Source organism: Mycobacterium colombiense CECT 3035, from assembly GCF_002105755.1.
Lineage (GTDB): Bacteria > Actinomycetota > Actinomycetes > Mycobacteriales > Mycobacteriaceae > Mycobacterium > Mycobacterium colombiense.
The window spans coordinates 1,349,938-1,362,909 of record NZ_CP020821.1 but is presented as its reverse complement, the minus strand read 5'-3'; the positions used below and the strand labels follow the sequence as shown (position 1 = coordinate 1,362,909).

Annotated in this window: 13 protein-coding genes; 3 read left to right on the top strand and 10 right to left on the bottom strand. The window is 69.5% G+C overall.

Annotated elements, in window-relative coordinates; genetic code table 11:
• Window positions 1–11: 11 nt before the first annotated feature.
• The gene (locus tag B9D87_RS06340; protein ID WP_007771207.1) at window positions 12–755 is read left to right on the top strand and encodes a DJ-1/PfpI family protein; all 744 of its coding nucleotides are present in this window, start codon (window positions 12–14) and stop codon (window positions 753–755) included.
• A 65-nt stretch (window positions 756–820) separates the two neighbouring features.
• On the opposite strand, the gene B9D87_RS06335 is transcribed toward B9D87_RS06340, so the two are convergent.
• Entirely contained in the window at window positions 821–1,297 is a 477-nt protein-coding gene (locus B9D87_RS06335; protein ID WP_007771208.1) for a nuclear transport factor 2 family protein, read from the bottom strand.
• Between the two features lie 57 nt (window positions 1,298–1,354).
• Between B9D87_RS06335 and B9D87_RS06330 the strand changes: the two genes are divergently transcribed.
• Window positions 1,355–2,125, top strand: coding sequence for an SDR family oxidoreductase (locus B9D87_RS06330; protein ID WP_007771209.1), 771 nt, complete (start codon window positions 1,355–1,357; stop codon window positions 2,123–2,125).
• A gap of 9 nt (window positions 2,126–2,134) precedes the next feature.
• Here the strand turns inward: B9D87_RS06330 and B9D87_RS06325 are convergent, their stop codons facing one another.
• The 3 genes from B9D87_RS06325 to B9D87_RS06315 all read right to left on the bottom strand — a co-directional run bounded on the left by B9D87_RS06325 (window position 2,135) and on the right by B9D87_RS06315 (window position 5,995).
• Window positions 2,135–2,812: a hypothetical protein gene (locus B9D87_RS06325; RefSeq protein ID WP_040629843.1), complete on the bottom strand. Its 678-nt coding sequence runs from the start codon at window positions 2,810–2,812 to the stop codon at window positions 2,135–2,137.
• A gap of 36 nt (window positions 2,813–2,848) precedes the next feature.
• Complete coding sequence (locus tag B9D87_RS06320) at window positions 2,849–4,081, bottom strand: EstA family serine hydrolase (protein ID WP_007771212.1); 1,233 nt, start codon at window positions 4,079–4,081, stop codon at window positions 2,849–2,851.
• A gap of 66 nt (window positions 4,082–4,147) precedes the next feature.
• Window positions 4,148–5,995 carry a fatty acyl-AMP ligase gene (locus B9D87_RS06315; RefSeq protein ID WP_007771214.1) on the bottom strand — a complete coding sequence of 616 codons (1,848 nt, stop codon included), beginning with the start codon at window positions 5,993–5,995 and terminating at the stop codon, window positions 4,148–4,150.
• 208 nt (window positions 5,996–6,203) lie between these two features.
• Between B9D87_RS06315 and B9D87_RS06310 the strand changes: the two genes are divergently transcribed.
• Window positions 6,204–6,671 carry an SRPBCC family protein gene (locus B9D87_RS06310; protein ID WP_007771215.1) on the top strand — a complete coding sequence of 156 codons (468 nt, stop codon included), beginning with the start codon at window positions 6,204–6,206 and terminating at the stop codon, window positions 6,669–6,671.
• Between the two features lie 57 nt (window positions 6,672–6,728).
• Here the strand turns inward: B9D87_RS06310 and B9D87_RS06305 are convergent, their stop codons facing one another.
• The 6 genes from B9D87_RS06305 to B9D87_RS06280 all read right to left on the bottom strand — a co-directional run bounded on the left by B9D87_RS06305 (window position 6,729) and on the right by B9D87_RS06280 (window position 12,891).
• Window positions 6,729–7,112 carry a hypothetical protein gene (locus B9D87_RS06305; RefSeq protein WP_007771216.1) on the bottom strand — a complete coding sequence of 128 codons (384 nt, stop codon included), beginning with the start codon at window positions 7,110–7,112 and terminating at the stop codon, window positions 6,729–6,731.
• Between the two features lie 173 nt (window positions 7,113–7,285).
• Window positions 7,286–8,449, bottom strand: coding sequence for an LLM class flavin-dependent oxidoreductase (locus B9D87_RS06300; RefSeq protein ID WP_007771217.1), 1,164 nt, complete (start codon window positions 8,447–8,449; stop codon window positions 7,286–7,288).
• A 167-nt stretch (window positions 8,450–8,616) separates the two neighbouring features.
• Window positions 8,617–9,012 (bottom strand): hypothetical protein, encoded by a 396-nt coding sequence (locus tag B9D87_RS26975; protein ID WP_007771218.1) that lies wholly within the window; start codon window positions 9,010–9,012, stop codon window positions 8,617–8,619.
• Between the two features lie 151 nt (window positions 9,013–9,163).
• On the bottom strand, window positions 9,164–9,382 hold the full coding sequence (locus tag B9D87_RS06290; protein WP_007771219.1) for a hypothetical protein: 219 nt from the start codon (window positions 9,380–9,382) through the stop codon (window positions 9,164–9,166).
• Window positions 9,383–9,642: 260 nt separating this feature from the next.
• A complete protein-coding gene (aceA, locus tag B9D87_RS06285; protein WP_007771220.1) occupies window positions 9,643–11,931 on the bottom strand; it encodes an isocitrate lyase ICL2 in 2,289 nt (762 codons plus the stop codon).
• 246 nt (window positions 11,932–12,177) lie between these two features.
• Entirely contained in the window at window positions 12,178–12,891 is a 714-nt protein-coding gene (locus B9D87_RS06280) for an MBL fold metallo-hydrolase (protein WP_040629845.1), read from the bottom strand.
• Window positions 12,892–12,972: the final 81 nt, after the last annotated feature.

The following is a 12,972-nucleotide window of genomic DNA, read 5'->3' as shown; positions in this document are numbered from 1 at the left end:
GGACGACTCCGATGACCCAAATCGCCATGGTGGCCTATCCGGGATTCACCGCGCTGGACATGATCGGTCCCTACGAGGTGCTGCGCAACCTGCCGGGCGCCGAGGTGCGCTTCGTGTGGCACCAAGCCGGACCGATCACCGCGGACTCCGGCGTGCTGGTGATCGGCGCCACCCACTCGCTGGCCGAAACCCCCTCCCCCGACGTGGTTCTCGTGCCCGGGGGCCCGTCGACGCCCGTACACGCCCGTGACGACGTGCTGCTCGAGTGGCTGCGGCAGGCCCACCAGGGCGCGAGCTGGACGACGTCGGTGTGCTCGGGGTCGGTGATCCTTGCGGCCGCCGGCCTGCTGGACGGCCGGCGGGCGACGTCGCACTGGCTGACGATCCCGGCGCTGAAGGCATTCGGCGCGGTGCCCGTGGCCGACGAACGGATCGTGCACTGCGATGACGTCGTCACCAGCGCGGGCGTGTCCGCCGGGCTCGACCTCGCGCTGTGGCTGGCCGGCCAGATCGCCGGCGAATTCCGCGCGAAGGCGATTCAGCTCGCGCTCGAATACGACCCGCAGCCGCCGTTCGACTCGGGCCACATGTCGAAGGCGTCGGCGACCACCAAGGCCGCCGCGACGGCGCTGCTGTCCCGCGACAGCGTGAAGCCCGCGAACGTGAAAGCCACGACCCTGCTCGCCTGGGAGCAGGCGCTGGGCAGGGTCCGGTCGCGGCGCCGCGGGCGGACGGTCGCCTCCGGCATGTCCTAGGCGGACCAGAAAACAGCCAGCGCCGCCGATAGCGGTTCGCGCGCAACCGCTATCGCTGCCCGACGTCAGGCGCCGGGCTGCAGGATGTCGGTCGTGGCGAGCTGGCCGCCGGCCTGCATCCACGCCGCAACGACGCCGGGAGCGTCGCGCTCCGGGTTGTAAATGTCCTCCTCGCTGGAGAACAGCCCGTCGCCGGCGTACACCAGCCGGGTCCAGTTCGGAAACCAGAACGGTTCGCCGCTCGGGTCGGTCGGGTGATCGAGCAGGTTCTTGATCATGACGACGACGGCATCGTTGTCCTCGTCGTGAGCGACCCAGTCATTGGGAAAACGCATGTGCGGGAACGGCGCCATCACCGCGACGATCCAGTCACGGACCGCCTCGCGGCCGTGGAAGACGCCGTAGTGATGCTCGGTGTAGACGACGTCCTCGGTGAAGAGGTCCGCAAACGGCCGCCAGTCGCCCGAAGCGCTGCACCCTTCGACGACTTTGGTGTAGTTATCGACCGCGTTGTCGATTTCTGCCCTGCTGAATTTGCCCATGCGGACACACTAGAACGTGTTCCGGTTTTGGGCGGCTCGTATGAACGGGGATCTCGGATGAACGTGATGGACTTGTTCGGCCTGCGCGGCAAGAGGGCGGTGGTCACCGGGGCGTCCAGCGGCATCGGCAGGAAGGTGGCCCAGGCCTACGTGCAGGCCGGCGCCGACGTGGCCATCGCGGCGCGGAATGTCGAGGCGCTGCAACGCATCGCCGCCGAGCTGGCGGCCGACGGTGACGGCAAGGTGGTGCCGATCCGGTGCGACGTGACCCAACCCGACCAGGTGACCGGAATGGTCGACCGGGTGATCGCGGAGCTGGGCGGCCTCGACGTCGCGGTCTGCAACGCCGGCGTCATCGACGTCGTCCCGATGCTGGACATGTCGCCCGAAGAATTCCAGCGCATCCAGGACACCAACGTGACCGGAGTGTTCCTGACCGCGCAGGCGGCGGCCCGGGCGATGGTGGCGCAGGGCCGCGGCGGCGCCATCATCACCACCGCGTCGATGTCGGGCAGCATCATCAACGTCCCGCAGCGGGTCGGCCACTACTGCGCCTCCAAGGCGGCCGTCATCCACCTGACCAAGGCCATGGCGGTCGAGTTCGCGCCGCACAACATTCGGGTCAACAGCGTCAGCCCCGGCTACATCCTCACCGAGCTCGTCGAGCCGTTGACCGAGTACCACCGCCAGTGGGAACCGAAGATCCCGCTCGGGCGCATCGGGCGCCCCGAGGAGCTCACCGGCCTCTACGTCTATCTGGCCAGCGAGGCTTCCAGCTACATGACCGGTTCGGACGTCGTGATCGACGGCGGCTACACCTGCCCCTAGCGCGGCCGGCTATCGCTCCAGCTCGCCGGAGATCCCGCGTTCGAGGTTGGCCTGTGTGGCCGACGGCAGCACCAGCAGGCCGTCGAGTTCGCTGCGGGCCACGTCATAGGCGCGCTGGCGTTCGTGTGGCGCCGCCCCGGGATCGGCCGCGACCCGTAACAGGCTCTGCGCCCGCGTGATTCGCTGCTGATCCGCCTGGGAGAAATCGGTGCGGCGGCGGCGAATCGCCTCGGACTCGGCGGCGTCGAACGCGGTGACGTAGTCCTCGACGGCGGCCATGTATCGCGCGGCGCCGTCGCGGTCGTCGAGCAGGTCCTCGGCCTTGACGGGGCGCAGAAAGTCGGCCCGCAGCTTGGCCTTGTGGAACGCGATCGTGTTGGCGTCGCGCATGTCGGTCATCAGCGGGAAGTCCAGCAGCTTGGCGACGTCGAGTTCGTACTCCAGCCAGCGCCCGTCCGTGCGGGCGTGCTCGTCGAGGACGCGGCGGATCGAGCGCCACCGGGCCGCCTGGTTCACGCCCGCCCCGTCCGCGGTGGCCGCGTCGGCTGCCGGTGTGGCGTCGATTTCGCGCGCCCGCTCGTCGGCGCGCCGGCGGTAGGCGCCGAATGCGCGCACCGCGGCGACGATCGCGCCGGTCAGCGGCAGGATCAAGATCAGCAGCTCCGCCAACCGGAATATCAAACCCACCTGGCCAGGATGCCACCCGCACCGGCCGGTGTTGGCTCAACTCTGCGGGCGCACCCCGAGCACATCGCGAAACAACGCCTGCCGCAACGCCAGTTCCCGCGGATCGCTCCACAGGTGAAACCCGAGCCGATTCATGACGTAGGCGAACCCGACGCCGGTATCGGGGTCGGCGCAGCCGAAGGAACCCCCGAAGCCCGGCGTGCCGAACGCCCGGTCGGACGAACCGAAGGTGAACTGCGGCACCGGCTTACAGAAACCGAGGGAATACGCGACGTCGATGTGCATCACCTTGTCGCGCGCGCCATGGCTCGGCGCAACCGCCGGGGCCGTCAGCGCCTTCAGGACGTCCGTGCTCAGCGGCACCTCGGCGCCGCCGCGCACCGCGCTGCCGTACATCCGCGCCACCGACCGGGCGGTGCCGATCCCGTTGGCCGACGGGATCTCGACGGCCCGGACGTCGTCACGGTTGTAGTCCCCGTTGAACGGGTTGACCCCGCGCGGGACCGCGATGGTGCGGGCCGTCAGGCCGACCGGATTCAGCGACGCGCCCACGAATCCGGCGGGCATGACGCCCAGATGCAGCATCGTTTCCGCGCGCGCCCAATTGTGAATATGGGCGACCCGGGCGCGGTCGACCGAAGCGGGCAGGCCGATGTGCAGGTCGAGCCCCGTAGGGGCGACGATCTCGTCGGCCAGGAACCTGCCCAGCGTGCGGCCGGCCGGATCGGTCCGGCGGATCAACTCGGACTCGTACCAGCCCAGCGTGATCGCGTGGTAGCCGTGCCGGGTGCCCGGCCGCCACGCCGGCACCTGGGCCGCCAGGATCCGCGACAACCGTCGTGGATCGGCCACGTCGGCCAGCGTCGGCTTCGGCTTGAGCGCGCAGACTCCGGCCTGATGCGCCAGGAGTTGGCGGACGGTGACGTCGCCCTTGCCGGCCTGCGCGAATTCCGGCCAGTAGTCGGCGACCCTGGCGTCGTAGGAGATGAGCCCGCGCGCGGCCGCCACCGCCACGACCAGGGCGGCGACCCCTTTGGTCGTGGAGAACATGTTCACCATCGTGTCGGCCTGCCACGGATCCTTGGTCAGCCCGTTGCGGTAGCCGCCCCACAGGTCGACCACCTTGACGCCGTCGCAGTAGACGGCGACGGCCGCGCCGACTTCGGCGCCGTCGCGGAAGGTCGCCCGGAACGCGTCGGCCACCTTGCCATAGCCGGCGTCCACGTCGCCGCCGATCAGATCGGGTGACACCCGCAATTTGAGAACCATCTCACGCCTCCGAGTGGAGACTAGCCAGCCGCGTTCGCGCGCAGGCCCTTTTGCGCGTTCGCCGGGTCAGCGGACGCCCAGGGTGCGCCCCAGGTATTCCGCCCGGCAGGCCCGGCGGGCCAGCTTGCCGCTGGTGGTGCGCGGGATGGCCCCGGCCGGCAGCAGGCGCACGTCCCAGACGGTCAGGCCGTGCCGCTGCGCGACCGCGGCACCGATCGCCTCGATCGCCGGTTGCGGATCCTGACGGCTGGTGCCCGCGGCGCGTTCGGCGATCACGACGAGCCGGGCGGCATCCGGGTCATCGCCGTCCGGCACGGAAAACGCCGTCACGTATCCGCGCCGGACGATCTCCGCGGCGTCGGCGACCGTGGCCTCGATGTGTTGCGGATAGTGGTTGCGGCCGCCGATCGTGACCAGGTCCGCGATCCGGCCCGTCACGTACAGCTCACCGTCCAGGTAGACGCCCAGGTCGCCGGTGCGCAGCCAGGAGCGGTCCGGATCCGCGCCGTCGGCGTGGCTGCCCTCGGCGAGCCGCGATCGCAGCTCGGCGCCGAAGGCCCGCCGCGTCTCGTCCGGCAGCCCCCAGTAGCCGCGTCCGACGTTGTTGCCCTGCAACCAGATCTCGCCCACCGCGCCGTCCGGCAATTCGGATCCGCGGGCGGGGTCGACGATGACGGCCCATGCGCTGCGCGCGACCTGGCCGCACGACACCTGCGCGACGGCGTTGGGATCGTCCGGGTCGACGCGCACCGCGTGTCCCGCGCCCAGCCGTTCGGAGTCGAAGTACACCGCCGTGGCCTCGGCGGCGGGGGCGATGGTCGCGACGAACAAAGTGCCCTCGGCGATGCCGTAGGACGGCTTGAACGCCGTCCGCGGCAATCCGTACGGCGCGAACGCCTTGCTGAAGGTCGTGATCGCATCGATGCTGACGGGTTCGGAGCCGATGATCATCACGACGTTGCGCAGGTCGACGTCCGCACCGCGGCCGGGCAGGCCGCGCTGCGCCGCCCACTCGTAGGCGAAGTTCGGGGCGGCGGTGACGACATTGCCCTGCCGCGAGCCGTCGGACAGGGCGTGGATCCATCGCTGTGGCCGGCGCACGAATGCGGTGGGAGACATCAGCGTGGAGTGGCCGCCGTAGACGGCCGGGAAGCCGATCATCGACAGGCCCATGTCGTGGTAGAGCGGTAACCAGCTGACGCCGTGGGTATTTCGGTCCAGCAGGTCGATCGACAGGATCATCTGCACCAGGTTGGTGCCCACCGCGCGGTGGGTGATCTCGACCCCGACCGGCGGCCGGGTCGAGCCCGACGTGTACTGCAGGTGCGAGACGTCGTCCATGCCAAGCTCGGTGGGCACGAACGACTCCCCCGCCGAATCGGGTATCTGGTCGACGGCGATCACCCGCGGCCGGCGCAGGCGCGGGTGGCGGGCCAGGAACTTCTCCACCGCCTCCCGGGCGGGCGTCGTCGTGAGTACGACGCTGGGCTCCGAATCGCGCAGCGCCGTCTCCAGCCGTTCGGCGTGCCCGGGCAGTTCCGGGGCGAACAACGGCACCGCGATGGTTCCGGCCTTGACCGCCGCGTAGAAGCCCGCGACGTAGTCGATGCCCTGCGGCGCGAGGACCGCAACCCGCTCACCGTGACCGGCCACTTGCTGGATGCGCGCGCCGATGGCCTGCAGCCGGACGCCGAACCGATCCCACGTCACTTCTTCGGCGTGCCCGTCGGCCGATCGGCTGTAGTCGAGGTAGCGATACGCCACGGTGTCGCCGACGTTGGCGATGTTGCGGTCGATGAGCGAGATCAGGTTGACCCCGGGCGGCAGCACGACCCGGCCGGCCGCGTCCAGGCAGTCCTCGATCCGAAGCAGGCCAGCGGCGCCTGGGCTGTCCTGCCGGGAACCGCGATCCATAGCTGCAGTCTAGGCAAGCCGATACGGCGCTCCCCTGCGGCAAACGGCAAACATCAAGAGCGGCGGGCGCATTCGCCGATTCCGGCAGGCGTCCGATCGCCGGGCTGACGGCGGCGATCCACCCGGCCCGGCCGGCGCCCGGCGTGGGCGGTAGCCTACCGGCGAGCGGCGTCCAGCGCCGTCCGTCTGCTATCCACCAGGAGTCGTCATGCCGGGCCGGAACTTTTCTTTCGAAATCACCCGCACCAGCAGCGCATCCCCCGCGACGGTGTTCCGGCTGGTAGCCGACGGCGCCAACTGGTCGCAGTGGGCCAAGCCGATTGTCATGCATTCGAGTTGGGCTCGCCAGGGCGATCCGGCGCCGGGCGGCGTGGGCGCGATCCGCAAGGTGGGCATGTGGCCGGTCTACGTACAGGAGGAGACGGTCGCGTACGAACCGGACCGTCGCCACGCCTACAAGCTGGTGGGCCCCGCCACCCCGGTGAAGGACTACGCCGGCGAGGTAATCCTCACGCCGAATGCGTCGGGCGGCACCGACATCCGCTGGACCGGCTCGTTCACCGAAGGCGTTCGCGGGACCGGCCCGCTGATGCGCGCCGCCATGGGCGGGGCGGTCCGGTTCTTCGCGGGCCGGCTGGTGAAGGCGGCCGAGCGCGAATCCACCGGCGGCCGCTAGGTTCTGGCATGGCGCGTGACGACCGCGCACAGCGGCCGCCACGCTTGGATTCACGATTTACGGGTTGTTGAACTGGTTCTCGTAGGTCTGTTGCTGCTGCATGTCCTGATTGAACTGCTGCTGGGCCTGCTCGTTTTGCTCCTCGGCCTGCTGCATGGACTGCTGCAGCTGCTGCTGATTCAGCTGCTGTTGCAGTTGGGCCTGGTCGTCGTCGTCATCGGCCGCCAGGGCGCCGCCGGTCAGGCCCGGCGGCGCCTGGGGTGACAAGGCCGCGTCGATCAGGCGTACCGATCCGGATCCCGCGGTGGTCCCGCGGATCTGCGGCTGCGCCGCGCCGTAGAAGGCCAGGACGGCAAGGGCTGCGGCACCCGCGAGACACAGGCGTAGTAATCGCCGGCGGCGTCGGCCGGCGGTCGTGGGGTGAGGGGTGTTGGTGGTCATCCTCCAGGTATGCGCCGCGTCCGTAGCTGCCCCCTGGGTCCCGGCTGTCGCCTGGATGTGAAACCTGCGCGGCCGCGGGATGGCCGCCGGCCCCGGCCGCAGCCGGAATCCACGCCGGATACCGGCGAATTATGCGGGCCGCCAAGGGAATTCGGGTGGCTGCGGAGAAGACGCTACTTCGCGTCGACCTCATCCTGATACTTCTTGGTCATGTGCGCCACGGCGTCCAACTGCGACTGCGCGAGGTTCTCGCGGGCTTGGCCGGCGCGCGCGGCGGCGTCCAGCGTCGGCTGCGCCTGCCCCTGGAAGTGCGGCATCACCTCGGCGGCGAACAATTCGGCGGACCGCCGGGTGGCGGCGGGGTTGGCCCATTCGTGGCCCATCTGCAGCATGCAGCCGAAACCGCCGGACTGATCCCATAACCGCTGTACCTGTTCGCGCGCCCGGTCGGGCGTGCCGATGACGCCCGCCCCGTTGTCGTTGATGACGTCGATCATTTCGTCGAGCTGCTCCCCCGGCATCGTCATCTGCGGGAACGCGGCCACCTTCTGGAAGTAGCGGAACCACGGCTCGATGCCGAACTTGACCTCTTCGCGGGCCTGCTTCTCGGTCTCGGCGAGGTGGAACAGGCCGACCAGGCTCCAGTTCTTGCGGTCGACCTGCGTGCCGAAGGCCGCGGCACGCTCCTCGACGATGCCCCAGTGGTAGGACAGCGCATTGAAACCCTCGACGGTCAGCGTCGCCCCGATGGACAGCAGGCCGATGCCGTGCTTGCCGGCCAGCCGCGCGCCCGTCGGCGAGGCCACCGCGGCGACGGACAGCGGGATCCCGCCGTCGGAGTAGGGGGCGAGCTGCAGCTTGGCGTCGAAGAGCTGGTGGGTTGCGGTCTTGGCGCTGACCGTCTCGCCCGCCAGCAACCGCACGACGATGTCGAGGTTGGTCTCCAGCAGCTCTCGCGTGTCGGTGGGGGTGAGTCCGATCATCGACGAGTCGCTGGGCAGCGAGCCGGGACCCATGCCGCCGATGATGCGGCCGTGCGTCAGGTGATCCAGCAGCATCAGGCGGTCGGCGACCCAGAGTGGGTTGTGATAGGACAGCGAAATGACCCCGGTGCCGAATCGGATGCGCTTAGCCCGTTCGGCGGCCGCCGCGATGAAAATCTCTGGGGAACTGATGATTTCGCTGCCGGCCGAATGGTGTTCACCCAGCCACACCTCGTCGAAGCCGAGGGCGTCGAGGTGCTCGACGAACGCGAGATCCCGCTGCAGGGCCAGCGTCGGGTTGGTACCCGCGCGGTGGAACGGGGCGATGAAGTATCCGAACCGCAGCTTCGACATTGAAGTCCCCTTGCATCCGAGTTGGCCAGAACCATAACTCGGATTGCGGGCTCGGCCCTAGGCCCAGACAAGGGTTCAGCCGATGGGGCCAGGTAATCCCGGCCCCACCGGCTAGCGAAACAAGTATGTGTGGTGCGCTTCAGCGCGGGGTCAACGCGACTCGGCGATCAGTAGCCGCCGCAGACGTTGCCGACACAACCGCCGCCACCGCCCGGTCCGCCGCCACCACCGCCGACGCCGGGAATGCTGCCGCCGCCTCCGCCGGGGCCGCCGCCACCGGTCGGACCGCCGGGCACACCGCCGCCGCCACCGCCGGGGCCGCCGCCACCGGTCGGACCGCCGGGCACACCGCCGCCGCCACCGCCGGGGCCGCCGCCACCGGTCGGACCGCCGGGCTCGCCGCCACCGGGTGCAGTCGTGGGCGCGACGCTGGACGACGGGGTAGTCGTCGGGGTGGTCGTGCTGCTGGGGCCGCCTTTATGGCCGCCGCCGCACGCGACCGACAGCACGAGCATGGCCGCACCGCCGAACAGCGCGACCGCCGTCCTCGGTCCAGATCTCATCGGATCCCCCAATCTGCACTTGCGTCACTTCGCCCCGCCCACCTTTTCTTACCCCCGGCCGCCGCCGTGCAAACAGATTTCGGCGCCGAGATTGCGGCAGACGAAGTGGCCCATCACAGCGGTGTGACGGGCCATCGCGAATGGTGATCGGCTAGCAGTTGGCTCCCGGGATGCAACCGGCGAGCGTGGCGATGTGCACGCCCGGCGCGGGTGTGCCGGGCTGTGTCGTCGTGACACCGGGCGACGGGTGCGTCGCCGCCGACGGCGCGTCGCCCGTCGGGCTAACACCGCCGGCACCGATTCCGACCGCCAGAACCACCGCTGCCGCACCACCGAACGCGGCGATCGCCTTCGTGATCGGGGTTCTCATCAGGCGCTCCTCTCTGTTCCGGCCGTTTGTTAAATTGAACGCACGTTTGTTACAAGCTAAATCATATACTTGTGCAACTGTTCGCACGGTAAATTTTTGGCATCGCGGACGGTGGCGAAACGGCACGCGCCGGCCGCGCGCGCGACGGGCTGGCCCGAGCCGGGTGGCGCATCACCGGCAAAAGCGTGCCGGCCTGGATGGATGGCAGCGGTCAGCGGCCGCCGCGTTGGTCGACGGGGCGGCCGCTGGTGACCGGCTGGCTAATTTTCCTTGGTGATCAGCTTGCGCAGCGCGACGCGGTCGGGCTGCAGCAGCTCGGCGATGCGGGGCCGGTTCACCTCGGCGACGATGATCTCGCCGACCTCCTGGTAGACCTCGCTGAAGATGCCGTGCGATTTCATCTTCTCGGTCTGATACTGGTTGTCCTCGGTCGGCGTCACGTAGATCACCGCGTCGGCCTTGAAGCGATGCACCAGCCAGAGGTGGATCAACGTCATCAGCCGCTTCTGCCGCAGCTTTTCGGCGAAGGTGTTCTGGTCGCGCACTTGGAGGATGCTGCGGCCGTGCCGGTCCTTGATCGGGTCGACGACGACGTTGGCCAGCTGCTCGTCGTCGTTGCCGTAGATACCCAGCTCCAGCACGTCCGAGCCGGCCCGCCGGGGCCGCAGTTGCACACGGAGCTTCTCACCGAGGTTGTAGTTCTCGCTCCACATCGCCAGCCACTCCTCGAGCAGCTTCTTCGGCACCTCGGTCTGCACCAGGTGCTGGTGCTGGGTCGAGCCCTCGCCCATCGCCTTGGTGGTCGCGGTGCGCCCGGAAGAGGCGGTCAGCGCCGCGTCGCTGCGCGGCCCGCCGACCAGCGTTTGCGGTGTGCGGTAAGGCGATTCGACCAGGCGCATCTTGCGCTGCAGCCGGGCCAGCGCCAGCATGCCGTCTTGCTGCAGCGAGGTGGCGAACTCCTCGGCCGCGACGCCGTCGATCTGGTGTCCGCCGTAGGTGATGAAGTTGAAGACGAAGCCCATCTTGCCCAGTTCCTCGGGGAACTGCTTCATCTGTTCGTCGGTCATGCCGGTGGTGTCCCAGTTGAACGACGGCGACAGGTTGTAGGCCAGCATCTGGTCGGGGAACTCGGCGTGGATGGCGTCGGCGAACTGCTTGGCGTCGGCCAGGTCGGCGGTCTTGGTCTCCATCCAGAGGATGTCGGCGAACGGCGCGGCCGCCAGTGACTTGGCGATGGCGTACGGGATACCGCCGCGGATCTGGTAGTAGCCCTCGGGGGTCTTGGACAGCTCGCAGTCCCAGCCGGGGTCGACGCCGAGCTCCTTCGCCTTGGTCTTGGCGGAGTACAGCGACGCGCGCGCCGCGAAGGCGCGCCACTCGTCGACGCTCATGTCGGCCGGCTCGCCCTCACTCGCATCGAATTCGAGCACCTCGGCCACGGCCTCGCCGTACGTCATCAGCCCGGCGTCGTCCTCCCAGGCCGAAACGAACCGGGACTCGACCTGGTCGAACAGGTCGTCGATCGACTGCCGGCCGTTCTCGCGCCAGGCGTTGACGGCGTCGGAGATCACGCCCTGGATGCCCTGCCGCTCCAGCCAGGCGGTGGCCTCGGCGTACTCCCCCTCCGGCAGCGCGTAGAGGAGGTGACCGTTGAGCTCTTTGACGCCCAGCTCGTAGAAGCGGCGCACCATCGCCAGGAAGCACGACTTGTACGACGGGATGTTCAGGTTGGTGGCGCCCAACAGGAAGGGCTGGTCGCGCTCGTCGGCCCGGCTGTCGAGCAGGTTGGCCGCCTCGGCGTCGGTGCGGGCGACGATGATGCCGGGCACCTTCATGATGTCGAGCTGGAAACGCGCGGCGTTGAGGCGCTTGATCTGCTCGTCCGACGGGACCAGCACCTTGCCGCCCTGGTGGCCACACTTCTTGGTGCCGGGGCGCTGGTCCTCGATGTGGTACCCGGGCACGCCGACCTCGACGAAGCGGCGGATCAGGTTGCGGACGTGCGGGTCGCCGCCGTGGCCGGTGTCGGCGTCGGCGATGATGAACGGCCGGTAGTCGTACTCCGTGGCGGTGGCCCGCTGCTGCTCGCTCATGTTCAGGCGCTGGTACTGCTGGTTGCGGTCGGCGGTCAGCAGCGCGCGCACCAGCACCGCGGCGTCGTCGGGCACCTGACTCAGGGGGTAGCTGGCGAGGTCGGGGCCGGGGTCCTCGGTGGTGGAGCCCTTCGCGGACGTCGCCCAACCGCCCAGATAGATCCCCTCGATGCCCATGCGCTTCATCGCGACAGCCTGGCCGGGCGAGTACGGGCCGAAGGTCGTGATGCTCTTCTTCTCGGCGAACAGCTCGCGCAGGCGCTCGTAGAAGGCGGCCGCCGCGTTGCGGGCGACGGTGTAGTCGGTGGGGATGGTGCCGCGCTGCTCCGCGACCTGGCGGGCGGTGAACAGCCGGGTGATGCGAGAAAAGCGCGGGTCGTCGAAGTACTGCTGCGTGGCAGCGACCTCGTCCTCGAACGATGGCCGGACTTGCGTGTCCCTATCAATGATCGCCATGTCTTACGCTCCTCTTCGCACACGATTCCACTGAACGTGAGTCTATCCCCGGAAACGGCAGTTCAATCAGGGGTCGAAGGACTCGAGCCAAAACTGTTGCCGCGCCCTGTACTTGCGAGAGCTTTTCGGCTGGGGGGCGGTGCCCGGCCCGCACCGCTGCCCGCCCGCAACGCGGGTCCGCCGGGTTGCCATGCTCGCGGACGGCGTCAACGCCTTGGGACACAATGCTTTTCGGTGCGGGGTCGATCACGTTGCGGCCGCCCGGCGGGCCAGCCAGTCCCGCTGGCGCCGGACGAAGCCCGCGTCGACGACGCCGCCATGGCCCGGGACGTAGATCGCGTCGGGGCCGCCGACCGCCAGCAGCCGGTCCAGGGTCGCGGGCCAGGCCGCGACATCGGAGTCGGCGTCGATCGCGGGGTCGGCGGACTCCTCCACCAAGTCACCGGTGAACACCACGACCCGCTCGCCACCGTCCCTTCCGGGGGCGACCACCACCAAGTCCGACGCGGTGTGGCCACGACCGAGGTGGGCGATCGCCACCGTCCGGTCCCCCAGGTCGACGACGGCGTCGTGACCGCCGCCGTTCGCGGGCCGCAGCGCGGCGATCGCCGCGTCCACCTCGACGGGGTCGGCGCCATGCCGCAGGGCGTCCTCGCGGAGCTGGCCGGTTGCCGAGGACAGGTGTTGGGCCACCTCGGGGGCGCAGTGCACCCGCGCCCCGGTGAACAGTCCCGAACCGAGTACGTGGTCGAAGTGCTTGTGCGTCAAGACAATATGGCTCGCTGTCCGTCCGGCGAACCGCCGGACGTCGGCGTCGATCGCGGCCGCCTCGGTGAGCGTGGTGCCGGTGTCGACCAGCAACGCCGCGCCGCTGCCCCACACCAGCCCGACGGTCACGTCGCAGAACGGGAGCCGGCAGCGCTGCACGCCGCTGCTCAGTCGTTCCCAGGCGAGACGCATACCCTCCGAAGGTAAGCCCACCGGCCGGCTGCTGCCCAGCCGAGCCCCTGACGCGTCGTTCGGCTGGGTTTCGAGCCGCGC

Coding starts and splice junctions, on each gene's coding strand:
- B9D87_RS06305 (WP_007771216.1), bottom strand. CDS start 7,112: ATGACCACCAACACCCCTCACCCCACGACCGCCGGCCGACGCCGCCGG.
- B9D87_RS06310 (WP_007771215.1), top strand. CDS start 6,204: ATGCCGGGCCGGAACTTTTCTTTCGAAATCACCCGCACCAGCAGCGCA.
- B9D87_RS06320 (WP_007771212.1), bottom strand. CDS start 4,081: ATGGTTCTCAAATTGCGGGTGTCACCCGATCTGATCGGCGGCGACGTG.
- B9D87_RS06340 (WP_007771207.1), top strand. CDS start 12: ATGACCCAAATCGCCATGGTGGCCTATCCGGGATTCACCGCGCTGGAC.
- B9D87_RS06315 (WP_007771214.1), bottom strand. CDS start 5,995: ATGGATCGCGGTTCCCGGCAGGACAGCCCAGGCGCCGCTGGCCTGCTT.
- aceA (WP_007771220.1), bottom strand. CDS start 11,931: ATGGCGATCATTGATAGGGACACGCAAGTCCGGCCATCGTTCGAGGAC.
- B9D87_RS06330 (WP_007771209.1), top strand. CDS start 1,355: ATGAACGTGATGGACTTGTTCGGCCTGCGCGGCAAGAGGGCGGTGGTC.
- B9D87_RS06280 (WP_040629845.1), bottom strand. CDS start 12,891: ATGCGTCTCGCCTGGGAACGACTGAGCAGCGGCGTGCAGCGCTGCCGG.
- B9D87_RS06335 (WP_007771208.1), bottom strand. CDS start 1,297: ATGGGCAAATTCAGCAGGGCAGAAATCGACAACGCGGTCGATAACTAC.
- B9D87_RS06300 (WP_007771217.1), bottom strand. CDS start 8,449: ATGTCGAAGCTGCGGTTCGGATACTTCATCGCCCCGTTCCACCGCGCG.
- B9D87_RS06290 (WP_007771219.1), bottom strand. CDS start 9,382: ATGAGAACCCCGATCACGAAGGCGATCGCCGCGTTCGGTGGTGCGGCA.
- B9D87_RS26975 (WP_007771218.1), bottom strand. CDS start 9,012: ATGAGATCTGGACCGAGGACGGCGGTCGCGCTGTTCGGCGGTGCGGCC.